This window comes from Nitrospira sp. (assembly GCA_015709715.1).
Taxonomy (GTDB): domain Bacteria; phylum Nitrospirota; class Nitrospiria; order Nitrospirales; family Nitrospiraceae; genus Nitrospira_A.
The window spans coordinates 2294321-2319697 of record CP054184.1 but is presented as its reverse complement, the minus strand read 5'-3'; the positions used below and the strand labels follow the sequence as shown (position 1 = coordinate 2319697).

General features: G+C 61.4%; 23 protein-coding genes. 18 read left to right on the top strand and 5 right to left on the bottom strand.

The features are described 5' to 3' along the window. Window positions 1-242: 242 nt before the first annotated feature. The 5 genes from HRU82_11100 (at window position 243) to HRU82_11080 (ending at window position 7237) form a co-directional block, all read left to right on the top strand. Complete coding sequence (locus HRU82_11100) at window positions 243-1937, top strand: NADH-quinone oxidoreductase subunit L (protein ID QOJ35452.1); 1695 nt, start codon at window positions 243-245, stop codon at window positions 1935-1937. Then, on the top strand, window positions 1934-3238 hold the full coding sequence (locus HRU82_11095) for a hypothetical protein (protein ID QOJ35451.1): 1305 nt from the start codon (window positions 1934-1936) through the stop codon (window positions 3236-3238). Before HRU82_11100 ends, HRU82_11095 begins: the two co-directional genes overlap by 4 nt. Continuing rightward, complete coding sequence (locus HRU82_11090; protein ID QOJ35450.1) at window positions 3226-6486, top strand: DUF2309 domain-containing protein; 3261 nt, start codon at window positions 3226-3228, stop codon at window positions 6484-6486. Before HRU82_11095 ends, HRU82_11090 begins: the two co-directional genes overlap by 13 nt. Window positions 6487-6537: 51 nt before the next feature. Then, the gene (locus tag HRU82_11085) at window positions 6538-6879 is read left to right on the top strand and encodes a P-II family nitrogen regulator (GenBank protein ID QOJ35449.1); all 342 of its coding nucleotides are present in this window, start codon (window positions 6538-6540) and stop codon (window positions 6877-6879) included. A gap of 88 nt (window positions 6880-6967) precedes the next feature. After that, the gene (locus tag HRU82_11080; protein QOJ35448.1) at window positions 6968-7237 is read left to right on the top strand and encodes a hypothetical protein; all 270 of its coding nucleotides are present in this window, start codon (window positions 6968-6970) and stop codon (window positions 7235-7237) included. A 118-nt stretch (window positions 7238-7355) separates the two neighbouring features. Here the strand turns inward: HRU82_11080 and HRU82_11075 are convergent, their stop codons facing one another. The 4 genes from HRU82_11075 to HRU82_11060 form a co-directional block, all read right to left on the bottom strand. After that, the gene (locus HRU82_11075; protein QOJ35447.1) at window positions 7356-7757 is read right to left on the bottom strand and encodes a type II toxin-antitoxin system VapC family toxin; all 402 of its coding nucleotides are present in this window, start codon (window positions 7755-7757) and stop codon (window positions 7356-7358) included. A 369-nt stretch (window positions 7758-8126) separates the two neighbouring features. After that, window positions 8127-8525, bottom strand: a complete 399-nt coding sequence (locus tag HRU82_11070) for a restriction endonuclease (protein ID QOJ37183.1) — start codon at window positions 8523-8525, stop codon at window positions 8127-8129. 87 nt (window positions 8526-8612) lie between these two features. Further along, window positions 8613-9650: a tetratricopeptide repeat protein gene (locus HRU82_11065; protein QOJ35446.1), complete on the bottom strand. Its 1038-nt coding sequence runs from the start codon at window positions 9648-9650 to the stop codon at window positions 8613-8615. 17 nt (window positions 9651-9667) lie between these two features. Further along, a complete protein-coding gene (locus HRU82_11060) occupies window positions 9668-11149 on the bottom strand; it encodes an FAD-dependent thymidylate synthase (GenBank protein ID QOJ35445.1) in 1482 nt (493 codons plus the stop codon). Between the two features lie 167 nt (window positions 11150-11316). Here HRU82_11060 and HRU82_11055 point away from each other — a divergent pair, with 167 nt between their 5' ends. The 9 genes from HRU82_11055 to HRU82_11015 all read left to right on the top strand — a co-directional run bounded on the left by HRU82_11055 (window position 11317) and on the right by HRU82_11015 (window position 22115). Next, the gene (locus HRU82_11055) at window positions 11317-12573 is read left to right on the top strand and encodes a histidine--tRNA ligase (GenBank protein ID QOJ35444.1); all 1257 of its coding nucleotides are present in this window, start codon (window positions 11317-11319) and stop codon (window positions 12571-12573) included. A 120-nt stretch (window positions 12574-12693) separates the two neighbouring features. Then, window positions 12694-13014, top strand: coding sequence for a DsrE family protein (locus HRU82_11050; GenBank protein QOJ35443.1), 321 nt, complete (start codon window positions 12694-12696; stop codon window positions 13012-13014). A gap of 27 nt (window positions 13015-13041) precedes the next feature. After that, entirely contained in the window at window positions 13042-13386 is a 345-nt protein-coding gene (locus HRU82_11045; GenBank protein QOJ35442.1) for a hypothetical protein, read from the top strand. Window positions 13387-13405: 19 nt separating this feature from the next. After that, window positions 13406-13666 (top strand): hypothetical protein, encoded by a 261-nt coding sequence (locus tag HRU82_11040; protein ID QOJ35441.1) that lies wholly within the window; start codon window positions 13406-13408, stop codon window positions 13664-13666. Between the two features lie 359 nt (window positions 13667-14025). Beyond that, the gene (gene dnaA, locus HRU82_11035) at window positions 14026-15357 is read left to right on the top strand and encodes a chromosomal replication initiator protein DnaA (GenBank protein QOJ35440.1); all 1332 of its coding nucleotides are present in this window, start codon (window positions 14026-14028) and stop codon (window positions 15355-15357) included. A 20-nt stretch (window positions 15358-15377) separates the two neighbouring features. Continuing rightward, window positions 15378-16508, top strand: a complete 1131-nt coding sequence (gene dnaN, locus HRU82_11030) for a DNA polymerase III subunit beta (GenBank protein ID QOJ35439.1) — start codon at window positions 15378-15380, stop codon at window positions 16506-16508. 7 nt (window positions 16509-16515) lie between these two features. Continuing rightward, the gene (gene gyrB / locus HRU82_11025) at window positions 16516-18990 is read left to right on the top strand and encodes a DNA topoisomerase (ATP-hydrolyzing) subunit B (protein ID QOJ35438.1); all 2475 of its coding nucleotides are present in this window, start codon (window positions 16516-16518) and stop codon (window positions 18988-18990) included. Window positions 18991-19000: 10 nt separating this feature from the next. Further along, window positions 19001-21460 carry a DNA gyrase subunit A gene (gyrA, locus tag HRU82_11020; protein QOJ35437.1) on the top strand — a complete coding sequence of 820 codons (2460 nt, stop codon included), beginning with the start codon at window positions 19001-19003 and terminating at the stop codon, window positions 21458-21460. A 49-nt stretch (window positions 21461-21509) separates the two neighbouring features. Then, the gene (locus HRU82_11015) at window positions 21510-22115 is read left to right on the top strand and encodes a hypothetical protein (protein ID QOJ35436.1); all 606 of its coding nucleotides are present in this window, start codon (window positions 21510-21512) and stop codon (window positions 22113-22115) included. Here the strand turns inward: HRU82_11015 and HRU82_11010 are convergent. Further along, on the bottom strand, window positions 22060-22563 hold the full coding sequence (locus tag HRU82_11010) for a DUF721 domain-containing protein (protein QOJ35435.1): 504 nt from the start codon (window positions 22561-22563) through the stop codon (window positions 22060-22062). The genes HRU82_11015 and HRU82_11010 overlap by 56 nt on opposite strands. 53 nt (window positions 22564-22616) lie before the next feature. Between HRU82_11010 and smpB the strand changes: the two genes are divergently transcribed. From smpB to HRU82_10990, 4 genes are all read left to right on the top strand, one after another. Then, on the top strand, window positions 22617-23102 hold the full coding sequence (gene smpB / locus HRU82_11005) for an SsrA-binding protein SmpB (protein QOJ35434.1): 486 nt from the start codon (window positions 22617-22619) through the stop codon (window positions 23100-23102). Window positions 23103-23375: 273 nt separating this feature from the next. Further along, window positions 23376-24272 (top strand): pirin family protein, encoded by an 897-nt coding sequence (locus HRU82_11000; GenBank protein ID QOJ35433.1) that lies wholly within the window; start codon window positions 23376-23378, stop codon window positions 24270-24272. After that, window positions 24269-24910 (top strand): DsbA family oxidoreductase, encoded by a 642-nt coding sequence (locus HRU82_10995; GenBank protein ID QOJ35432.1) that lies wholly within the window; start codon window positions 24269-24271, stop codon window positions 24908-24910. Before HRU82_11000 ends, HRU82_10995 begins: the two co-directional genes overlap by 4 nt. A gap of 12 nt (window positions 24911-24922) precedes the next feature. Continuing rightward, a complete protein-coding gene (locus HRU82_10990; protein QOJ35431.1) occupies window positions 24923-25366 on the top strand; it encodes a VOC family protein in 444 nt (147 codons plus the stop codon). Window positions 25367-25377 lie beyond the last annotated feature (11 nt).

Here is a 25377-nt window from a genome sequence, read left to right as displayed (position 1 = left end):
ACTTTTCGCTTGCAATTGCCGGACGGCGCGGCTACATGTAGCCCAGTTTTCGGGTGGTCCCGTCGAGAGGCCGACAGCCTTGCGCGGCTTGCACCCACCGCAGTGATGCGCTTGAGACCGGCAGTAGGGTCCGTCCGGTGGTTCCCCGCGGGGAAAGGCCGGAGACAGTACAGGCCAGTCGTGGGGTCCTCGCCGCCAGGACCCTCGGCTGGCCTTTTTCTTTGTCCACACACGGGGTCGTGATGTCGTTGCTCGTGCTGGTCGCACTCGTGCCGCTGTTGACGGCCTTCATCGTGATGACCGGCGACCGCAAGGAGCAGGAGCGCCATGCCCGCACCGGACTGCTGCCCATCGTCGCTTCATTTCTCGGCTCCCTCGCCACGCTGATAGTGGTGACGTCGGAAGGTCCCATCACCGTCCAGCTCTATGACCCGGCGGCCATCTCAAACCCGGCGGTTCCGGTGGGCTTCTACATCGATCGGCTGAGCGCGGTCATGATGGTGCTCATTACCGGTGTCACGACGCTCATCTATCGCTATTCCATCGGCTACATGTACCAAGATCGCGGCTATCGCCGGTACCTGGGCATGCTGGCCCTCACCACCACCGTGTTGCTCTGCATGGTCACCAGTGCCAATCTGGCGATGCTGTTCCTATTCTGGCAGATGCTGTCCTATCTACTGTTCGTCCTCGCGCACAACCACGCGCACCAGCCCACCTTGGCCGGCGCCACCAATACCTTCACCCTCTTGCGGCTCAGCGATGCGGCCTTCCTAGGCGGTATTGTGCTGGCCTATTCGCTCTATGGGACGCTGGAATTCCAGCCCCTCTTCGCACGTGCGGCGGAGTCCCCCGTGACGCTCGCGCTCTGGCCGTCGCTGGGCTGGGAGATCGACGGGGTGACGGCGGTGACGCTCCTGATCTTCGGCGGCGCGATGGGCAAGTCGGCGCAGTTCCCGATCCACACCTGGTTGCCGCGTTCGCTCTATGCGCCGACACCGGTCCATGCGTTGTTGCATGCGGGGATCATCAATGCCGGCGGCTTCCTGTTGAATCGTTTGGCCCCGCTATACGGCCTCAGCCCCGCCACGCTGCACACAGTATTCGTCATCGGCACCCTCACGGCCATTCTCGGCGCCACGATGATGTTGACCCAAAACGACATCAAGAAGACGCTCGGCTTCTCGACCATCGGCCAAATGGGCTACATGATCATGGAATGCGGCCTCGGCGCCTTTTCCCTCGCGGTGTTCCATCTCATTGCGCACGGGCTGTTCAAGGCGACCGTTTTCTTGAATTGCGGCAACGTGATCCACAAGGCGCGGCAGGAACCGATCTTTCCGCGCACGGACCATGACGCCGAGGAGAGCGAACTCTCCACCCTGACCTGGTCCACGGGGTTTCTCACGACGCTGTTGTTGCCGCTCGTGATCCTGCTGGTCACCCACGGCGTGCTTCACATTCCCCTGCTTGAATCGCAGGGCACCCTGATCCTGCTCTTTTTCATTTGGGTGACATCGTCACAGGCGATCCTCTCGTTGACCCACCTGCGCGCCGTGGCTTCCTGGAAGGTATCCGCCGCGATGCTGGTGACCCTGATGCTCGTCGTCTTCACCTACCTGTTCGCGGTCGAAACCTTCACCCATTTCCTCTATCCCGATCCCGAAGAGGTGGCCTCATACTTCCGCGCCGCCGCCTTGCCCCGTCGTCTCTTCGATAGTCTGGTGGTCGGCACCACCCTGCTCACGATTCTCGGCTGGTTTTATCTGTATGCGCGGGCGCATGGCCGCACCATCCGCATTCCCGGATGGGTCGAAACCTTCTTGCAACAGCTGTATGTCCTCTTCATGAACCGACTCTACCTGGATCAGCTCTACCTGAAAGGCGGACGGCTCTTGTTGTCAGTGGCGCATCGCTTGGAGAAACGGCTGTCATGATGCGGGCCTGGCTGGCGCATTGGTTGCTGGTGGCCCTGCCCGCCCTTGGTGCGGTCGTCGCCCTGCTCCTGCGCTCCCCGCTGGATCGGCTGAAGCGCTGGGCCCTGTCGGCCACGGTGGCTACCCTGCTCCTGACCCTCGGCCTCTCGTGGAGTCTTGGAGAAGGGATGGGAGGCCTGCCGTTCCTCTATTGGCTGCCGATCGCGGCCTTCCTGTCCCTGCTGGGCCAACCCCTGCATCCGAGCCATCAGCGGCCTTGGGCCATGACCCTGCTCTTCTTGGGATTGGGCCTCGGCACGCTCACCGCGCTGGACTCGACGCATCACCTGTTCCTGTTGCTGCTGTTCGGATTGCTCTGCGCGTTGATTGCGCAGCACCAGGAAGGCGGCCTGACCGCCTGGAGAGGTCTCGCTTCCTATGGACTCGGTGTGGTCACGACCCTGGCGAGCCTATTCCTTCCGGAGCCCGCCTCCACGGTGGCCGCATTGATCGCCTGTGCGACGTTGTTCCCGCTCTTGCCTCTGCACGGAGGGTACATCGCGGTGCTCACCGGGTTGCCGGGCAATCTGCCCGCCTTCTTGGCATTCCTCCTGCCCGTGCTCGGCTTCCACGAGTTGTATCTGCTGCTGCCGAGCCTGTCGCCGACGATCTTGCGCACCCTGTCGATTCTGGCCCTGGCGGGAGCCGCCTACGGTTCGCTCCGCGCGCTAATTCAAAGCCGACCGTTGCCGCGCTTCGCCTATGGCGCCGTCGCCTTCTTCTGCATGCTCTGGTGGTACGTGGGAGAGACCGGGGCCGCCCCGGTTCAAGCCCTGGTGTTTGTCGGCGCCGTGGGCCTCGCCACGAGCGGGCTGGTGTCGGCCTGGTACAGCATCCGCGCCCGTTATGGAGATATGGACCTGCGGTCCCTCGGCGGCATGGCCTACCCCATGCCTCGTTTCAGCACGGTGCTGATGTTGCTGGCGCTCGCGGCACTGGGCATGCCGCCGTTCGGCGTCTACGCCGGATTCCTGGGCCTGTTGTTGAATCCCTCCTTCACGCCCTCGGCGTCGCTGGCTCTCATTGTGATCGCCTGGCTCAGCGCCTCCTGGTACGCCATCGACCTCCCGCAACAGTTGGTGTTCGGTCGAACCAAGCCTGGCCTGCGCTACGAGGATCTACGCGGGACGGAGTGGGCGTCGTTGTTGCTGGTGCTCCTATTCCTTTTGGTGCTCGGCACGGCGCCTGCCCGCTGGTTCGAATCGAGCGAGGCTGTCGTGCCGCTTTCGGTCGCAATGGAGGGAAGCGGATGGACTCCATAACCGCCGGCCTCCATCCTGCCGACCTCGAAGCTCGCCGCATGGAGCTGCGCGGCATGATCCGCCTCGCCAGCGAGGTGATCGCGCAGTACTGGCCCATGCGGACGTTCGTGCACCATAACCCCTTGCACAGCCTGGAATACCTGCCCTTCGCGGAAACGGTGCGCCGTGGCGAGCGATTCCTGGGCGGCAAGGGGTACCTGTCCGGAGACGTCTATCGGCAGTATGTGAAGAGCGGGCGCATCCTCGTCCGCCACATCGAGGGCGCGCTGGCTCCCCTGGCGCGTGACGAACAGGTCACGCTCGGCCCTTGCGTGATCGCCCATCGCGAGGTCCTGCGTGCCTGCCTGACTCACGGCCTTTCCGCGCCGGTGGAGGAACCGCTCGACCGCCTCATGGAGCGCGAACCGCACGAGGAACAGATCGAGGGCCTGGCCGAGCACCTGGCGACCCTACCGACCTCGTCCTTCCAAGACCGCATGGCCGACATGGTGCGCGAGGAGCTGGCCGCCTTGGGCAAGGAACTCACGCTCTCCAGTTGGTGCGACCGCACGCTGGGGACCCAGATCGGCCAACAGATCAATGGCGAACTCATCAAGTGGTGCGAGGCCTTCCTGGACGAGGGCCATGCCACGTGGGCGATGCCCGGCCGGGAGCAGGGGTTTTATGCCGCCTGGAAGGCGCTCGCATCCAAGGAGTGGATGACCTGCGGCATCGCGGACGCGGGGCGAAAAATCGCCGCCCTGTCGGAGCATCCCGAAGACACCGTGATCGAGTGCCTGGAAGCCTTGGGCATCCCGATGGAGCTCCGACAGGATTACCTCGCGTTGCAGCTCGCCGCCCTGCCCGGCTGGGCCGGATTCATCAAGTGGCGGGCGGAGGAAACCGGCTACGCCTGGCAACAGGCCTATCCTGTCGGCTTGGTCAAATTCCTAGCCGTGCGCCTCTGGTACGTGCGCGAGCTGGTCGCACAAGCCTGCCGCGTGGAATTGGGGATCGATGGGAATTATCCGGCCATCGCCTCGTTCATGGAACGGCAACCGCACGCGTACTTTCTGCGCACGAAGCGCACGGCCGGCTTGTTACCGGCAGCCTATGCCGAACGGGTGGATCGGCTCCATGCGCGGATGAGAACCATGCCTCCCGGAGCCGGCGTCGTCGCCGTGGAATGGGAACGCCTGGCTCATCACTATCAGGTCGAGTATGGGCCGCGCCGCGAGCGGGCCGCCCATCGGAGCATGGCCCGTCGTCTGCTGAGCCTTGCGCAGGCCTTGGAACTGGTGCCCACCCTTTTGATGGAAGGGGCGCCCGCCGACCTTCGCAGCCTGGTGGACTGGATGGATGCCTTCCCGGAATCCGCCCATGGTCCCGTCTGGCTCAAGGCGTTCGAGGCAGGGTACCAGGAGCAGCTGTTCGCCATGCTCCAACGAGCCCAAGCCAAACCCCAGCCGCCCACACCGGAACATCAACCGCCCGTGCGGCCTCAGTCACAGTCGGTCTTCTGCATCGACGTGCGGTCCGAACCGTTCCGCCGCCACCTGGAATCCACCGGCGCCAACGACACCTACGGTTTTGCCGGATTTTTCGCCGTTTTCATCCGCTACCGCGCCTGGGGCAAGGAGCATGAGACCGAGCAGTTCCCTGTCATCATGCGCGCGAAGAACGAAGTGCGGGAGATCCCGCGCAGCTACCTCGACCATTACGTGTCGAAACATCAGTCGCGCGCCAAGCTGGTCCATGCCGGCCATACGCTCTTGCACGACTTGAAGGAAAACGTCGTCACCCCCTATGTCATGGTGGAGTCTCTCGGCTGGTTCTACGGGCTTCCGATCGTGGGTAAGACGCTCTTTCCTTCCCTCTACAAGCGCCTCACGAGCTGGCTCCGCCGGCTGTTCGTGCCACCCATCGCCACGATCCTCACCGTGGACAAATTGGCCCCAGCCGAGACGGAAGAAATGGTGATGTCCGAACAGCGTGCGTTGATCTGGAAAGCCTTGCGAGATCGGCTGGGACTTCACGGCGCGCGGGTCGATCCGGAATTCGTAGAGGCCTTGCGGCGTCGCGCCTTGGACGAAGATGCGCCGGTGGAGCCCTTCCTGAGCGAGGCGGCCGACCTTTCACCCGAGCAACTGACGGCCTTTGTCGAGGAATTACGGGGACCCTATCGGATCAATCGCCGCGCGGCCTCGCGCCAGAAAGAGCGCATCACGCGGACCGGCTTCACCCTCGAAGAGCAGGTCATCACCGTGGAAACCGCCCTGCGCATGATGGGGCTGGTGCGGAACTTCGCTCGGCTCGTACTCTTCTGCGCGCACGGCAGCACGACCGAGAACAATCCGTTTGAATCGGCGTTGGATTGCGGCGCCTGCGGCGGCAACGAGGGCCACCCCAACGCCCGGACGCTGGCCGCCATGGCCAACCGCCCTCCGGTTCGCGACCGCTTGGCGCGACGGGGCATCGAGATTCCGCCCGATACGCACTTCCTGGCCGGTCAGGTCAACACCACGACCGATGAGGTGCAGCTCTTCGACCTCGAAGACGTGCCGCCGACGCATCGCAAGGACGTGGCCCGGCTCTCGGACGATTTACGGGAAGCCGCCGCCTTGACCAGTCAGGAGCGCTGCAGCCGGTTTCCCGAGGTGGGCGCCGTGCTCCCGCTCGACGAAGCCGCCGCGCAGGCCGCCCAGCGAAGCGCGGATTGGAGCCAAGTGCGGCCGGAATGGGGACTCTCCGGCAATACCGCCTTCGTCATCGGCCGACGCGAGTTGACCAAGGGCCTCAATCTCGCCGGTCGCGTGTTTCTCCATTCGTACGACCATCGCGAAGACCCGACCGACCGGCTGTTGGAAGTGCTCCTGACCGCTGCCCAAGTGGTGGCACAATGGATCAACATGGAGCATTACTTTTCCGCCGTGGACAACGACGTGTACGGCAGCGGCAGTAAGATTTACCACAACGTGGTCGCCCGCGCCGGTATCATGTCCGGCCCCTGGAGCGACCTTCGCCTCGGCCTGGCCTGGCAGACGGTCATGAACGGCGACATGCCCTATCACGAACCCATGCGCCTGCTGACGCTGGTGGAAGCTCCGCGCGCTCGCATCGAAAAACTCATCGCGCGGCACGAGGTGCTTCAACATTTTTATCAGAATGAATGGGTGCATCTGGCCGCTTTGGACCCTGCCGACGGCACGTGGTACCGCTATATGCCGTCCGGGGCCTGGCGTCGGGTCGGCCTCCTGTCGGACTTATAACGGCGACAAGCCGTCGAGCGCGTTGCGCGACACTGGAAAAGGAGTGGAACCATGGGCGAGTTGACGCTGCATGCGATGAAAGAAATTCGCGTCATCGTGTCGGGGGAGAATCGACCGTTCGTCACCGAGTTGCTGGACAAGGTGCAGGCCACCGGCTATACAATCATCGGCAACATTTCAGGCAAGGGACATCACGGCCTGCGCGAAGCCCACTTCATGTTCAGCGAACAGGAGAGCTTGGTCATGATCATGACCGTGGTGCCGGAGGAAAAGGTGGAGCCGATCCTGGCCGGCTTGCGGCCGCTCTTCGATCGGTACTCGGGCGTCATGTTCGTGTCCGACGTCACCGTCAGCCGGGTCGAGTACTTCGGGAAAAAACCCGGGCGGTCCTGACAAAACGCGTGGAATGCCGCGACCTTGTCTTCTCACCGGTGATTGTCTACAATGGGCCCCCGTTGGCCTGTAGCAGGAAGGACGGCACGTGAAGGGACTACGGTTCGAGCGGTTGGGGCGCGATCGCCACTACAACATCATCTTCCACATCGGCAGCAGCTACGTGCCGGTGAGCGATGAGACCATCGAAGAACTCAAGGCCCAGAGTCTCCTGCCGTCCGAGCGGTTTCTCGAACTCCTCATCGACAAGATCGGCTACTCGTCCTACCTCAAGGAACAGATGCGCGTGGAGCTGCAAGCCGCCGGCGACCCCGTCACCCAGATCACCGTCCTCCAAGGCGCGATTCGAGAGCTGTAACGCGGGACGCGTCGCAATCCTGATACCGACTCCGTCACTGCTTCGCTATCGTTTGCGTCTCAATCTTCCCTTGGAAAAGACGGCATCAGAGAATTTGTCCCCGCCTACCGTTTTCCCATCAGGCCGTAAAGTCGGACGGAGAAACGGCAATCGTTGGAAATGCGTTCAGAACCTGACGATCACTCGTGACCAACGGCACTTCCAAATCCTGGGCAAGAGCCACGAATTCACAATCATAGGCGGAACAACTAGACCGAGTGGCTAATGTCAGCACATGTGGCGAGAGCACGCTGTATTCATATCCGTTCAGCCATCGTTCTGCTTCCTCGCTCATGGCGAGCGCATCATTCAACTGAAGCGCGCCTGTACGGATCAGCCCGACCAAGGCATTCCGAAACTCTGAGCGCCACAGCAGTGGTACCGTCCACACCGCATCCTGCCTCAGTACAGCCTCGCTCTCTTGAGTCCGCTGGCCTTGGACATAGAGATAGATCAACAGATTCGTATCCGCCACAATCATGGTCGACCGGCCGTTTTGAGATCCTGAAGCAGACGATCGTTGAGTCGAACGCCTTTAGGAACACAGCGTACCGCCCGCGCCCTTGCCAGTAAGGCATCCGCATCAACGGGGACGCTGTGGGTCATCTGTTCAAGGCAAGAAATGACCTCAAAGTTCAAACTGCGCCGATGCGCAGCTGCTCGCTGTTTGAGACATTTGACTAAGGGCTCGGGAATGTTTTTGATGGTCAAGGTTGCCACGGCAATCTCCTCTCAGATGGTTCCGTAATGGCACCATTGTGGATACTAACCGAGGCCTATGGAAGGGTCAAGCCGGAGTCCATGCACAGGGTGCTGAAAGCCACTGACGGTTCGGATGGAACAAGGGAATTTATTCGATGTCCTCCTCGAAGAAATCCGAGTCGACTCTCTTGATTTCATAGGTTGAAGCAATCGACACCCCCACATCGTGATCAATCATATACCCCGCTAATTGCGCACCATCGATGAGGATAATTCGTGAGGAATACACGGATGCGCGCGCGTCTTTAGTGAATGTGGAGGTTGTGATAAAAATGCCTTTGTTCGCTTTCATCTTGGAAAGCGCGCCTGCGAATTGGTCGATGTCCGGGCTACTCACCGGCTTATCATTCCACCGTTTCGCTTGGACATAAATATTATCCAAGCCCAACTTGTCCTGACGAATTACGCCGTCGATTCCACCCTCCTTGCTCTTACCAATCGCTTGACCGGCATCCTTGAGGGAACCGCTTGCCGGGGATGTTCTCAGTGAGAAGAGTGCCCTACCTGGAGCCACGCGATCTCGCTTCGAACGGTCGATCCGCGCGCTAATAAGAACGTACGCTTTCTGGCCTGCTCAATCCCCGGTCTGGCCGCTCGCGAAGAGGGCGTTCATGATGTCGTTTTTCTTGGCGGGATCTTTTTCCAGGCGGATGGCTTTGGAGAAGTTTTCGGCGGCGGATTCGCGTTTGCCTCGAGCGGCGTAGATGCGGCCGATGCCGTAGTAGGCCTGCGCATCTTCCGGATTGGCTTTCACCGCTCGATTGAAACACTCCATGGCTTCCGTAGGCCGCGACTTTTCCATCAAGAGCCAGCCCAACGCGGTGTGGGCGGACGCCAGGGCCGGGTTGGCCTCCACGGCGTCCCGATATTCCTTCATGGCCAGATCCGTCCGCCCCTTCGTTTCGTACAGGCCCCCCAAGGCGAGGTGGACCTCCGCATCCTGCGGATTCAGCCTGAGCGCTTCTTTATAGGCCTGTAGGGCCGGTTCGAACTTGCCCTGCTCCGCCAAGGCACAGGCCAGGTTGGCGTGCGCAATGGCATCATAGGGGTTCAGTTTGATGACTTCGCGATATTGCGGAATCGCCATTTCGAGTCGGCCCTGTTCCTGATAGGCCACGCCGAGATTGGTGCGGGCGGGGGCAAAGGTCGGGTCGAGCCGGACCGCTTCGCGATACTCCTTGATCGCCATCTCGACATGCGCGGCGCGCTCGTGGATCTGCGCTAAGAAGTAATGGGGATAGGCAGACTGCGGATCGAGCTTGGCCGCCTCTTTATAATAGATCACCGATTGCTCCGACTGGCCCGACTGCGCCAGGAACAACCCCTGCACGAGATGCAGATGGGCATTGGCCGGATGCCGCGCCGCGAGCGACTCCACCCACTGCCGGACGGTCTCGATGTCCTCGGCCTCTTGCAGGGCCTTGGCGTGCACCCGCCAGGCCTCCGCGAATTGGCCCCGCAACAGATGCGTGACATTGAGGGCGAAATAGGGCCGGGGATTGCGTTCGGCGGCGGCCTCCACCGCCTGGGCCCAGGCTGCAGCCTCGCGCCCGAGACGCTCCCACTCTCCTGCCACGAAGGCCGATTCAATCTGGTCTTGGAAGGTGGTCATGGTACGGGGCCGGCCGGTCAGCGGGTAAGGACATCCTGCACATCGGGCGGCGTCGCCTCCATGCGGGCGCCCAGGATCGGATACCGTTCAGTGAGTTGTTGTTTCATCAGCCAGGCGATGGTGCGATAGGACCAGTGTCCCTTCACGCCGGATCGCAGCTTCGCAATGTATTCGGCCTCGGCAAAGTCCATCTTGAAGAGACAACGTACGGAGAACCCGAAGGGAATGGCATAGAGCGCTGCTTCCTGACTGATCTTCCGGAGCTGCTCGACGTCGGCCTTCACATGCATCATGGCGTCCTGGTATTCGCGTTCGAGACCGGCCTCGGCAAGCATGGGCGGCGTCTCGAACCCCAACGCGGTCGTGAAATTCTGTTGGATCTGCTGGCAACGTCGGTGACGATGCATGTCCCGCCATCCGCCGATATCCATGGTGACGTCGAAGATGAAGGCGTACCCGCTCCGGAATTCCTTGATCAACTCATCGTAGGGTCCGCGGCGCTGCAGGGCGACTTCGATGGCGGCCTGCTTGTCTTTGTCGGTCCAGTTCTGCACCACGGCCAGGATTTTTCGATAGGGGGCTTGGCTGGCGCGGTAGAGCAGCGTGGTCACCACCTCGTCGAGCGGATGGTGGGTCTCGATCAAGTCGACCGGTTTGGTTTCACCCCAGTTCGTCGGCTGGTCGAGGCCCGTGTTCCGTAGCGCCTCCTTCGCATAACGCGCGAGGTCGCTGTAGACCGACGCTTGGTAGGGACTGGCTTTCGCATGGCGCGCCAACGTCGGCGCGAGGGGTTCTCCCAATCCGGCCGCCTGCCCGGAGAGTTCTCCCCAGAGGTTGACCGGCTTGCGCTGACAGGCCTCCTTCAATTCTTCGCCGATCATCCGCAGTTCGGGCAGTTGCGAAGACAACAGACGGGAGATCTGCTTCTCCAGGGTGCGGATGCTCACCACTTGGCCGACATTGGTCTGGGCCGCGAGCGGCAGCAGGTAGCGCGTCACATCAAAGGCTCGGGCGGCGATCGCCCGCTGGTAGGCCGCCGGTGTCATGTCGTCCGGCCGAGGTTCCCTCTCGGTCAGGAATTCGCAGAGCGGTTCATGCAGGGCTCGATAGACCGTCCCGAGGCTGCGGAGGATACCGAGATACGACCCTTCCGCATCCTGCCCGCGAATGGCGTCGGGGACGAACCAGTTATTGGAGGCGAAGTTCTGATACCGACTGGATTTGGCCTGCCCGTCCCACAGCGGCTCATCCTCCAACCGGATCGCGGCCAATTCGGAAATCTGTTCGAAGCAAATGATGACGTGCCCCAGGTCCGCAATCGAGGCATGTCCATAGTCGAAATAAAACTGCTCCCAAAATTTCTCCGACGAATGGCCGTGGACCCACGTGAGGCTGTTCTCGATGCTATCGGGAGAACGGCTATAACGCGCCAACGCATAGGCGGATTTCTCCGGCGGCATCGGAGCCAGGGCGAGTACGCGGCGGCCTTGTGTGGTCATCGTCGTCGAGCGTGGTCAGGGGTTACGGTTTTAGGCTCGGCACTATACCCGCCTGCGCCATGTCGCGCAACTCTCCGAGGTCTCTCGGCTGATGCGCGGTCGCGCGTTGACTTGCCGCCGAAGCCGCCGCTATAGTCCCGCACGAACCGAAGGACCCACCGGCCGCAATGATCAAAGCCATCAAAGGCGTCAAGGACCTCTTGCCCGAGGAGACTCCTCGTTGGCGGCTGATCGAAGAGACAGCTCGCCGCTGGGCCTTACGTTATGGTTTTCAGGAAATCCGGGTGCCCATCTTCGAAACGACGACCCTCTTTGCGCGCAGCATCGGGGCCACGACGGACATCGTCGAGAAAGAAATGTATACCTTTCCCGATCGCGACGGCTCCTCGTTGACGTTGCGGCCGGAAGGCACGGCCGGCGCGGTCCGAGCCTTCATCGAACACAACCGTGCGGCGGATCCGCGACCACAAAAGTTTTGTTACCTCGGCCCGATGTTTCGCCATGAACGACCTCAAGCCGGGCGATTGCGCCAGTTTCATCAATTCGGCGTCGAATCGTTCGGCATGTCCGATCCGCGAGCCGATGTGGAGGTGCTCTCCCTCTTGTGGCGTATGCTCTCCGACTTGTCGCTTCCAGGGTTGACGCTCGAGCTCAATAACCTTGGCTCTGCCGAGGATCGGGCACGGTACAAACCGACGCTCGTGACCTATCTCAAGGGCGTCGAGGCTCAACTTTGCAGCAATTGCCGCCGGCGTATCGACGCGAACCCCTTGCGGGTGCTGGATTGCAAAGTTCCTGAATGCCGGACGGCCACGGACGGGGCGCCGCGCCTTGTCGATGCCCTCTCTCCGGAAGCGCGCGCCCACTTCGATCGCGTGACATCGGGATTACAGGCGCTGGGTATTCCGTTCCATCTCAACCATCGGCTCGTGCGCGGCTTGGACTATTATTGCCTGACGGCCTTCGAAGTGACCTGCTCGCATCTGGGGGCTCAAAACGCCGTGGGGGCCGGCGGCCGTTACGACGGGTTGGTCGAACAACTCGGTGGGCCGGCGGTGCCCGCCGTGGGGTTTGCGGTCGGCCTCGAGCGTATCGCGCTGATGTTGCCCGAAGAGTCGGCTATCGGGGCTACTCCCCGCGTCTATGTGGCCGCGTTCGGGACGGCGGCCGCCGCTGTCGGTTTCACCCTGTTGGACGAGTTGCGCCGCACCGGGGTTCCGGCAGACATGGATTTTCGCGCTGCATCCCTGAAGGCTCACCTCCGCCAAGCCGATCGCCTCAGATCCCTCTATGCCGTCATCCTAGGGGACGATGAGGTGGCACAGGGTCGTGTGACGATCCGGAACATGCAGACCAAAGCCCAGGAAGAGATCACACTTTCCGAGGTCTCTTCCACCCTCCAGACAAGGCTGCTCACGCCCTAACCTTTCGCCCTTTTTCCAGTTGACTTTCCTATACAAACTCCGTAGGCTCCGCATTCGGCTCTTGTTCTACAAACCTTTGATTCTTCAGCACTCTTAATCATTGTCCACAGGCACGTTCGGATGGCAGCCATGAAGTTCGGCATCCTCTTGTCCACAGCCCCTTCTCACCCTAGCGTCGAAACCGTGGCGAATCTCGCTTCTGAGGCCCTGGCCAAGGGCATCGACCTCTATGTCTACTTCATCGACGAGGGGGTCAAGAACCTGCGCGACCCCCAGTACGGCGAATTGGTGGGGCGAGGCATGAAACTGTTCGTCTGCGCTTATGGTTGCCAGCAACATGGGGTCCCGACTGAAGGGCTGGATCGTCGCATCTCCCTCTGCGGCCTCGTGGTGCTCTCGAATATCGTGAACGGCTGCGACCGCTTTCTCGCATTCACCTGATTCTTCGACGAGGGAGTTCCATCTACTGTGGCCACGTCCATTGTTCTCGTCATTCGTGAGGATCCTCGCACGACCCACCGGCCGGTCGAGGCGCTTCGCATCGCCCTGGGTCTAGCAGCAGGCGAGAATCCCATCACGGTTGTGCTCCTGGGGGCGGCGGGGCAGCTCCTGGCCGAAGAAACGGACGACATCGTCGACGTGGAGATTCTCGAAAAATATCTGCCGTCCTTTGAGCAGCTCGAAATCCCCTTTCTCCTGGTTCTACCGGAAGGGGAGACTCCGGATCTCCAAGAGGGATTCCAGGTAACGTTTGGATCGGTCGAGCAGGTACAGGCTGCGATCACCCAAGCTGATCGAGTCTTGGTTTTTTAAGGATTTGCAGTCAGACATCATGACACCACACAAGACCTTGTATTTGCTCCGTCGCCCGGTTGGGGATGCCACGCCATCCTTGTTGACGACCGATCCCAAAGCTAATGCGTCCTTAGTGTTGCTGGAAGGGGCCCTGTCTTCCCCGATTACATTCCCTGGGCCGCTGTACGTGTTGCAGACGGAAGAGGGGAGTCAGGGGTGGCCGTCATCGGCTAAGCCAATTTCGTATCGCGAGCTGGTAACCCTGATCGAGGAACATGATAAGACGATCGTGCTGTGACCTGCTCCTCTTCTCTTATGTATCTTCTTAAAGAAGAGAAAAGATCAGTCGTCGCAGGAGTAGTAATAAGCCATGTGAGTGATGTGGATGAATGAGAATGACGCGATGGTTGTTGGGGATCAAAGGCCCTACCCCATGTTGATGAGATGGTGTATAAGGCAGGGGATATTGAGGGATAGGGTGGGAGCGGCTGTGGAGAGGATGGCCGGACAGTCATGAGGGAGAGAAAGTTGTCCACAGGCGGCACCTGCGTAGGACAGCAGATTTGGCGGAAAACCGCATCGTGCGACGTTGTTTATCCACACCTGTTGATAAAGCTGTGAACAGTTGTAAGTTATTGAAATCATAAGGTCTATCAGATGTGGAATGATGTGTTGTCCTACATCCAAGAAAAGGTTCCGAAGCAGGTGTTCGAGACCTGGTTCACTCCGGTGGTACTCGACCGGGTCGAAGATGCGACCGCCTATCTGGCGGTGCCAAACAAGTTTTTCGGCGACTGGCTGAGTGAGCACTATCGCGAGCTCTTGGCGGAAGCAGTCTCGGCAGCCCACGGCGGTGATGCGCTGGATATCGCCTTTGTGATCAACCGGAAGGGTCCCTCCGCGCCTGCGCAGGATGTGGCCGGTACGGATGGGGGAGGACGCGGGGTCATCCCGTCGCGGTCGAAGCGCGGGATCCAGTTGAATCCGAAATATACCTTCCAAAGTTTCGTGGTCGGCGCGGGGAACCAGTTCGCCCATGCCGCCTGCATGGCCGTGGCGGAGCAGCCGGCCAAGGCCTACAATCCCCTCTTCCTCTACGGCGGCGTGGGCCTAGGGAAAACGCATCTGTTGAACGCCATCGGGAACTATCTGGCGGAGCGGAGCGAGCTGCGGATCGCCTATCTCACGACCGAACAGTTTACGAACGAGGTCATCAATTCGATCCGGTACGACAAGATGATCGACTTGCGGAAGCGCTACCGCAACGTCGACATGCTGATGATCGATGACATCCAATTTCTCGCCGGGAAGGAACGTACACAGGAAGAATTCTTTCATACGTTCAATACGCTCTATGAAGCGCACAAGCAGATCGTACTCTCGAGTGATCGGTTTCCGAAGGATATGCCGGATATCGAGGAGCGCCTGCGCTCACGCTTCGAGTGGGGGCTCATCGCCGATCTGCAGCCGCCCGACGTAGAGACGCGCATCGCGATCCTGCGCAAGAAGTCCGAAGACGAGAAGATTGCGTTGCCCGAGGACGTCATCCATTTCCTCGCCACCACGATGAAGAACAACATTCGGGAGCTGGAAGGTTCGCTGGTGCGGCTGGGCGCCTATGCGTCCTTGACCGGGCGAACGATCACCCTCGATATGGCGAAGAACGTGTTGCGCGACCTGATCGGCGAGAAGAAGAAGATCGTCTCGATCGAAGACATTCAAGAGGTCGTCGGCACGAAATACCATCTCAAGATCGGGGACCTGAAGTCTCGCCGACGCAGTAAGACGTTGGTCCACCCGCGGCAGATCGCCATGTATCTCTGTCGGGAGCTCACCGACGCCTCGTTCCCGGAGATCGGGCGCCAGTTCGGCGGGAAGGACCACACCACGATCATGCATGCCTGTCGGCAGATCGCCAAGGCGAAAGAATCCGACCAGACCCTGCAGTCGACGCTCGAGGGCCTGAAGGAACAGATTTTGAGGGCCTAGCCCTCCTGAGGGAGAGAACCATGAAGGTACGCATCGGACGAGAGGAACTGTTGACCGGCCTGCAGCGGGTACAGGGCGTGGTCGAGAAACGCAACACCATGCCGATCCTCTCGAACATCCTGTTGGAAGCCAAACATGACGGGGCTGAGATCGTCGCCACGGACTTGGAGATCGGCATGCGCGGCCTGTACAAGGCGACGGTCCTAGAGGCCGGTGGTGTGACCATCTCTGCTCGCAAGTTGTACGAGATCATCAAAGAGCTCCCAAGCGGCGAGATCGAGCTGACCTCAGGGGACAATAACTGGACGACGATCCAGTCCGGCAAGAGCCAATTCAAAGTCGTGGGGCTTCCCAGCAGCGATTACCCCGCGTTGCCGTCCATCGAACGCGAAGGGCTCACCCCCTTGGCCGGGGCCGGGTTGCTGGAACTGATCCGCAAGACGCTCTTCGCCGCCGGAGACAACGATGCCCGCTATATCCTCAACGGCCTGCTCGTCACCTTGACCACGACCGACAAGAAGACCACGCTCCTGCGACTGGTCGGCACCGACGGCCACCGGTTGGCCGTGGCGGAGCGGGAGGTGGGACCGGCGGGGGCAAAACAGGCGTCGCAGGAGATCAAGGCGATCATCCCGAAGAAAGCTGCCCACGAGATGCGTCGGCTGTTGGAAGAGGGCGACGATGGCGAGCCGTTGATCGGGTTCACGAAAAACCTCATGATTTTCAGAAAGAGCGGCCTGCTCCTGACCTCGCGGCTGATGGAAGGGAACTACCCGAACTACCAGCAGGTGGTGCCGAAGGAGAGCGGCAAACGCATCGTGGTGGACCGCGTCCTCCTCGAAAGCGCCCTGCGCCGAGTATCGGTCCTGTCGAAAGACAAGGCCAATGCCGTGAAGGTCTCCTTTGCGCCGGGCGGCATGACGCTCTTCTCCAGCAATCCCGACTACGGTGAGGCGACGGAGGAACTCGCGGCGCGTTATGAAGGCGAGACGCTCAACACCGGCTTCAACGCCCGGTATCTCTTGGATGCGCTCAGCGTCATGGACGGGCAATCGGTGTCGTTGCAGATGGACACGGCGCTCAGCCCCTGTTTGATCCAGGAGCCCGAAAGCCCCGGATTCAGGTGCGTGGTGATGCCCATCAAAATTTAGGAGCTGAATGGCCAAGGACGACCAGCAGGACAACTCCCCCAAACCCAAATCCGATAGTTACAGCGCGGATCAGATCAAAGTTCTCGAAGGGCTCGATGCCGTCCGGAAGCGGCCGGCCATGTATATCGGCAGCACCGGCGTGGACGGGTTGCATCACCTCGTCTACGAAGTCGTCGATAACAGCGTCGACGAACACATGGCCGGGTTCGGCGAAACCATCGAGGTGACGATCCACATCGACGGCAGCGTCACCGTGGTGGACAACGGACGCGGCATTCCCACCGGCATGCACCCCACACAGAAAAAGTCGGCGGCCGAAGTGGCGCTGACCGTGCTGCACGCGGGCGGCAAGTTCGAGCAGGGCGCGTACACGGTGTCGGGCGGACTCCATGGCGTGGGCATCTCCGTCGTCAACGCGCTCTCCGAGTGGTTGGAGCTGGAAATTTGGCAGGATGGTCAGGTCTTCGAGCAACGGTACGAACGGGGGAAACCCCAGGCGCCTTTGGCCGTCACCGGCAAGACCAAACGCCGCGGCACCAAGGTCCGTTTCAAGCCGGACGGCCAGATTTTTGAAACGTTGGAGTTCAGTTTCGATGTCCTGGCACAGCGGCTCCGCGAACTGGCCTTTCTTAACAAGGGCCTGGCGATCACGCTCAAGGACGACCGCAAGGAAAAGGAACAGGTCTTCCATTACAAGGGCGGCATCGTCTCGTTCGTCGATCACCTCAACGAGGCCAAGACCCCGCTGCACAAGCCGATCTATGTTCGGGTGGAGAAACCCGATCTGATTCTGGAAGTGGCTCTGCAGTACAACGACGGCTACGCCGAAAACCTCTTCTCGTTTGCCAACAACATCAACACGAAGGAAGGCGGCACCCATCTGGTGGGCTTCAAGGCCGCGCTCACCCGCACGATCAACTCCTACGCCGGGGCCAACGACCTCCTGAAAAAGGAAGTGGAGTCGCTCTCCGGCGACGACGTCCGAGAGGGCCTGACCGGGGTCGTCAGCGTGAAGGTGCGCAACCCGCAGTTCGAAGGGCAGACGAAGGCGAAACTCGGCAACAGCGAAGTGAAGGGCATCGTCGAGGCCGCGGTGAACGAGGCCCTGGGTACGTACTTCGAAGAGAACCCGACGGTGGCGCGGAAAATCATCGGCAAGGCCATCGATGCGGCGCGCGCGCGCGAAGCGGCTCGCAAGGCCAAGGAACTCATACGGCGCAAAAGCGCCTTGGACGGCGGCAGCCTCCCGGGGAAACTCGCGGACTGCTCGGAGAAGGACCCGGCCCTGAGCGAATTGTTCATCGTCGAGGGCGATTCGGCCGGCGGCTCCGCCAAGCAGGGCCGCGACCGGAAATTCCAAGCCATCCTGCCGTTGAAGGGCAAGATCCTCAACGTCGAGAAGGCGCGCTTCGACAAGATGCTGACGAGCGATGAAATTCGGACGCTCATCATGGCGCTCGGCACGGGGATCGGCCGCAAGAAGGAAGACTCAGACAAGCCCGACAAGGAAGCCTTCGACATCGCGCGGACGAGATACCACAAGATCGTGCTCATGACGGACGCGGACGTGGACGGCAGCCACATCCGGACGTTGCTGCTGACCTTCTTCTTCCGCCAGATGCCGGAACTGCTGGAGCGGGGCTACATCTATATCGCCCAGCCTCCCCTCTTCAAGGTCAAGAAGGGCAAGACCGAGCGATACCTCAAGGACGAGCCCGCGATGAACGACTACCTCGCGGACTTGGCCGTGGAGGAAGTGGACGTCTATGCCGAGAGCGGGCAGGACTTCGTCACTGGTCGCCGCCTCTTGCCGATCCTGAAGAAATTGATCGCGTTCGAAAGCCTGCTGCACAAGGTCAACAAGCGGACGCACGAAGCCACCATGCTGCGCCTCTTCGTGGATGAGCCGGCCTTGACGAGGGAGGCGTTGAAGGATGAAGCGGTGCTCCGACCGATCGTGGCCAACGTGAAGGCCGCCCTCGCCCAGCTCTATCCGAAGGGCGAACCGACGATCGACATCCTGGAAGACGAAGAACATCAGTCACGCAAACTGGTCTGCAAGGTGGCGGCGGGCGGGATGACTCATCAACTGGAGATCACCCATGAGTTGGTCGGATCCGCCGACTTCCGTGAATTGCAGAAACAAGCGCCTTCGGCGATCGGCTTGGGCAAGCCGCCCTACCGGATCAGGGTGAAGGGAACGGAGCAGCAAAAGTTCGGCACGGCCGAGCTGGTGCAGACGATTTTGGAAGAGGGCAAACAGGGACTGAACATCCAGCGCTACAAAGGCCTCGGCGAAATGAACCCCGACCAGTTGTGGGAAACCACCATGGACCCGGAGAAACGGACCCTGCTCCGCGTCAAGCTGGAAGACATGACGGGGGTCGACGAGATCTTCACGATTTTGATGGGCGACGAAGTGGAACCCCGGCGCAATTTCATTCAACAGCACGCGCTGGAAGTCCGGAATTTGGACGTGTAGTGGAGGATCGATGCCGCCGGATGAACGCTTAGGACAGATTGCGATCGAAGACGAGATGCGCTCGTCGTATCTCGACTACGCCATGAGCGTGATCGTCGGGCGCGCGTTGCCGGACGTGCGCGACGGGCTCAAGCCGGTGCATCGGCGCATTCTGCACGGCATGAACGAGATGGGACTCGCCGCCAACCGGCCCTATCGCAAGTCGGCCAAGATCGTCGGCGAGATCATGGGTAACTACCATCCCCATGGCGACAGCGCGATCTACGACACCCTCGTCCGCATGGCGCAGGACTTCAACATGCGCTACATGCTGGTGGACGGCCAGGGCAACTATGGCTCCATGGACGGCGACGCGGCGGCGGCCATGCGGTACACCGAGGCCCGGCTGACCAAGCTGGCCGAGGAGTTGTTGGCGGACATCGACAAGGAGACGGTCGATTTCGGTCCGAACTATGACGAGTCCAGGGTCGAGCCGCTGGTGCTCCCCTCCAAGGTGCCGAACCTCCTGATCAACGGCGCGGGCGGCATTGCGGTCGGGTACGCCACGAACATTCCCACGCACAACCTGGGCGAGGTGATCGAGGGACTCCTGCTCTTGCTGGAGCATCCGGAGGTTACGATCGCGCAGCTGATGAAGAAGATCCCCGGCCCGGATTTTCCGACCGCCGGCTTCATCTATGGCACCGCCGGGATCAAGGACGCCTACGAGACGGGACGCGGCCTCTTGACGATCCGCGCGAAGGTCGCCATCGAGACGGATGAACGGACCGATCGCGAGCGCCTCATCGTCACCGAGATTCCGTACCAGGTGAACAAGGCCAAGCTCATCGAGAAGATCGCCGAGTTGGCGCAACAGGATCGCGTGACGGGCATCTCCGACATTCGGGACGAATCGGACCGTGAAGGCGTGCGGATCGTCATCGAACTCAAGCGGAACGAAATCCCGCTCGTGGTCCTGAACAACCTCTACAAGCACAGTCAGTTGCAGACCACGTTCGGCGTGAACATGCTGGCGTTGGTGAACAATCGGCCGGAGGTGTTGAACCTCAAGCGGATCCTGAGCGCGTTCATCGAGCATCGGCGTGAAGTCGTCGTCCGCCGCACCGCCTATGAGTTGCGCAAGGCGGAAGAACGCGCCCATATTCTGGAAGGCCTCAAGATCGCCCTGGACAATCTCGACGCGGTCATCGCGTTGATCCGCCGCTCGCCCTCGCCGGATGTGGCGCGCACCGGCTTGATGCAGCAGTTCCAACTGTCGGAAATCCAGGCCAACGCCATTCTCGACATGCGGCTGCAGCGCCTGACTCAACTCGAGCGCGACAAGCTCATCGAGGAATATCGCGAGGTGTTGAAGCAGATCGAGTACTTGCGCTCCGTGTTGGGCAGCGAGGCGCTTGTGCGCCAGATCATCCGCGACGAGTTGGGCGAGATCAAGGAGAAGTATCAGGACCAGCGGCGCACCCAGATCGTGAAGGAAGAAGCCGAGCTGACGGTGGAAGATCTGATTGCCGAAGAAGAAGTCGTCGTCACGATTTCCCACGCCGGCTACATCAAGCGCAATGCCGTCACCCTCTATCGAGCGCAGCGGCGCGGCGGCAAGGGCAAGATCGCGATGGGCATCAAGGAGGAAGATTTCGTCGAGACGCTCTTCACGGCCTCCACCCATGACTCGCTCCTGTTCTTCACGGATGCGGGTAAGGTCTATTGGCTGAAAGTGCACGAAATTCCCGAAGCCAGCCGCGCGGCCAAGGGCAAGGCCCTGGTCAACCTGCTGGCCCTTTCGAAAGACGAAAAGGTCACGGCGACCTTGCCGGTCAAGGATTTCCCCGCCGACCGCTATATCGTCATGGCCACCAAGTTGGGGGTCGTGAAGAAAACCGAATTGTCGGCCTACGGCAATCCCCGCCAGGGTGGCATCATCGCGATCACGCTGGATGCGGGCGATAAGCTGATCGCGGTGGAAATCACCGACGGCCAACGGGAGATCTTGCTCGGCACGAAACGAGGCATTACGATTCGATTCAAGGAAGAGGATGTGCGCCCCATGGGGCGCACGGCGCACGGCGTCCGGGGCATCACGCTGGAAGCCGGCGACGAAGTCATCGGTATGGAGACGATCACTCCCGATTCGACCACGGCGATCCTGACCGTGACGGAAGGCGGGTACGGCAAGCGGACGCCCGTGAACGAATATCGCGTCCAGGGCCGCGGGGGGAAGGGCATCATCAGTGTGAAGACGACCGAACGCAACGGGCTTGCGGTGGGCTTCCTCCAGGTCCGGGACGAGGATGAGATCATGCTGATGGCCGCGCAGGGCAAGGTCCTGCGGTGCAAGGTCGACGACATCCGGGAAATCGGCCGCAATACCCAGGGGGTACGGCTCCTCGACCTGGACGGCGACGACGACCGCGTTGTGGCAGTGGCGCGGTTGGTCGAACGCGAAGAAGGAGCGCCCGAAGAGGGCGAGTAAGCGCCGCACGAGCCATACCGGTATTCCCCCGGCTCTCCTCACCATGGCTATGAACCACCCGACGCCGCCGGCCGGAGCGCCGACTTCACCTCCCGCCAAACGGCCGCTGGACACCGTCGTCAAGATGGCGCTGGGCGTGCTGTTCGGTTCGTTCGCGTTGATCTGGGGCGGCATGTTTCTCAGCCGGCCTGATCGGTCGATCCCCCCCTACAGCATCGGCTCGCAGGAAGAGACGATCGTCGCCGTGCACGTACCGCCTTGGACCAGCGATACGGAGATCGAGACGCTCATCGAACGCTTCCGGAAAGTCGGCCGCGAGACGCGCAACTTCGGTCCCATGAAGATTCGACCGACCACGCCGGATGATCCGCAGGGGCGCTACCAACGGATCGCGATCTACGTGTTTACGGATGAAGGCTGGACCGAGCCGGACATGTTGCACAAGTATGTGGCGGGCGACGATGCCACGGTGCGGAAGGGGTTCGAGAGTTCGGTGCGCGGATTCTATCGATTGGAGGGCCGGGAAGAAGAGGGGCGCATGGGGCCGGTGCCGCAGGGCAAGGACAGCGCCGCCACTGCCGCCTATTCCCGCCAACTCTTCAAGGGGCCGGCCGTGGCCGGGTCGGCGGAGAGTCAGGCCGGCTCAAGGCCTTGACCATCACCTCGGTGAGGTGTCGGCGGAGCGCCTCGTCATGAATGCTCTGGGCATGGCCGGCAGCTTCCTCCAGGAGGCGCGGATCGGTCGGCGTAGCCCGCGATTCTGCCTCGGTCGGTTGTGGAGCGGGTGGTTGGATCGCGGAGAAGTCCCCGATCCGCAACACGATCTCCGTCACCAACGGCTGTTCGGCCAAGGCGTTCACCCGTTGCAGCAAGACCGGCTTGAGAAAGCTGAGTTGCTGCAGCCAAACGGAGCTGCGTACGAAGACGTAGAGTTTTTTGAACCGGATCTGGTCGGGCCTGGTGTGGTCCGCCAGCGAGGCTCCGACGATCTGGGGCCATTCCCGGCGAAGCCGCGCCTCGAATAGTTTGCTCTCCAGCCCCAGCCGGTGGGCGACGCCGGCCAGGATGCTGCTGAAGGAGTCGAAACGGCTCTGTCCACGCATGGGTGCATGATAACAAAGTGCGGGGCGGCCGGACCAGTCGTCGCCGACGGACTATGACCAAGACGCACGATAAAGACGATCAGTACAAGGTGGTGGCCACGAACCGGAAGGCCTACCACGACTACTTCATCGAAGAAAAATTCGAAGCCGGCGTCATTTTGCGCGGTACCGAAGTGAAGTCGTTACGCGAGGGCCGGGTCAATCTGCAGGACAGTTACGCCTCGGTGGACGACGGCGAGGTTTATCTCCACCACTGCCACATCAGCCCCTACTCCCACGGCAATGTCATGAACCACGATCCCCTCAGGAAGCGGAAACTGCTCCTGCATCGGAAAGAGATCGGTAAGCTGATCGGCAAGACACAGCTGAAGGGGCTGACGCTGGTGCCCCTACGGATCTATTTTTCCAAGCGCGGCCACGCCAAGGTGGAACTCGCGCTGGCGAAGGGCAAAAAGCAGTACGATCGCCGGGAGTCCATCAAGGCCAGAGAAGCAGGCCGCGAAGTGGAACGGGCGATCAAGGGCCGAAAGGCCGAGTAACGCAACTCCCTCCTCGTTTCTGGCGCATACGCGTCTCCTGTCACGCCGAACTCTTCTGGTCACGAGTGCCTCTCCACATTCGCCCCTTGACTTTGTTCTAGCTAGAACTATTATACTGGGGTGCCGGCGTGAGGTGTCAGAGGACAGGGCAAGAAGTGGTGGAACTGGCTGGGCCGGAGGGTTACAGTCCCAATCAGGTGGCATGGCCGCCGGAGTAGGTGTGGGGCTGCTCGCGACCCAGGCATGACGAGAAACCAAGAAAGGAGGCCGCCGATGACGAAGACATCGCTCGAAACTACTGGTGTCCGAGAGGTCGCCGAGGTCTTCCGGCCGGGGTCAGCCCACATGGTCGGTGATGGGTTCCCCGTGCGGAACCTCTTCCCTAGTAATGATTTGGATCAGGCGCTCAGCCCATTTTTGATGCTGGACTATGCGGGCCCGACCTACTTCCCGCCGACCGACCATCCTCGTGGGGTCGGCGAGCATCCACATCGGGGGTTTGAGACGGTCACGATCGTCTATCAGGGGCGCCTGGCCCATCGGGATTCCGGCGGGAATGCCGGGGTGATTGGCCCTGGTGATGTTCAATGGATGACGGCGGCCTCCGGCGTCGTGCATGAGGAATTGCATGAGCGCGCCTGGGCCAAGGAAGGAGGCACCCTCCAGGCCGTCCAATTGTGGGTGAACCTGCCGGCCAAGGACAAGATGTCGCCCCCGCGGTACCAGACGATCGTGGACGGCGAGATCCCGGCCGTGCCGTTGCCGAAAGACGGCGGAGTCGCGCGGGTGATTGCGGGGCAGGTCGGAACAGTAAGAGGGTCGGCCAAGACCTTCACTCCCGTCGAGTTGTACGATGTCCGGCTCAAGGCCGGTCGGGAGACGGAGGTGGCCATCCCCAGCGGTCACCAGGCGGCGGTCTTCGTGCTAGGCGGCGAGGTGACGGTCAATGGGACGGCCACAGTCGGCGAGGCGGAACTCGCCCTGTTGGGGCACAACGGCGACCGGGTCCGATTGCAGGCGGTGGGCGGCGACGGGACGGTGCTGATCATGGCCGGAGCGCCGATCAACGAGCCGATCGCGCGGTACGGTCCCTTCGTGATGAACACCCGCGATGAGATCGTCCAGGCGGTGCAGGATTACCAGGCCGGCAAGATGGGGCATCTGGCATGACCGACCAGCCCCTGACGATCGAGGTGTATTCCGATGTGGTCTGCCCCTGGTGCTACGTCGGGAAGCGGCGGCTGGAACAGGCGCTGGAGGCGCTCGGCAGGCAGAACGATGCCCGCGTCGTCTGGCGCCCGTTCCAACTCAACCCGACCATGCCGAAGGCCGGGATGGATCGCCGCGTCTACCTTGAAGCGAAGTTCGGGAGCGCGCGGGAAGTGACGGCCATACAGGAACGGCTGGCGACGGTCGGGCGGACCGTGGGCATCGACTTCGCCTTTGGGCGAATGGAGCGAACGCCCAACACCTTCGATGCGCACCGGCTGATTTGCTTCGCCGATCGAGAAGGGTACCAGAATGACGTGGTCGAGGAACTGTTTCACGGCTGCTTCACGGAAGGGATGAACGTGGGGCAGCCCGAGACGTTGGTCACGCTGGCCCGGCGGGCGGGCCTGGACGGTGATCGCGTGCGGACGTTCTTAGAGAGCGACGACGGCGCGGAGGCGGTTCGGGACGAAGAGGAACGCGGCCGCCGGCTGGGCATCCGCGGGGTGCCCTATTTTTTGGTCAATGGGAAGCCCGCGTTGTCGGGCGCGCAACCGGTCGAGACGTTTGTGGCGGCGATTACCCACTTCGCCGCCTAAGGAGGGTGAGAGATGGCCGTGCAGGTCTATGGCTGCAATCACATTGCCATCGAAGTGACGGATGCCAAGAAGGCCGTCGCGTTTTATGCGGACGTCTTCGGTCTCCAGATGTTGCAGGGTGGAGAAGGCGCCGCCTGGTGCAAACTGGGGGAGCATCAATTCATGGCGATCTTCGAGGTCGAGCGCCTGCAGCCGGATCGGACGAAACATTTCGGCCTGATGGTCCGCGACGCCGACCAGCTTGAGGAGGTCCGTCGCAAGCTAACGAAGAAATATAAACTCCTCCTGCGCCCCGGGTTTCGCTGCGATTTCCACGACCCCTGGGGCAACCGGATTCAAGTGGGCGACCTGAGCGATGAGTCGCTCGTGTGGCTCCTCCCCTACCAAGAGGTGCAGAAGGCCGGAATCACCTTTGGGAAGCCGCCCCGCGTGCGATCACGCAAGAAAGCCGGTTGAGCCGATCCACC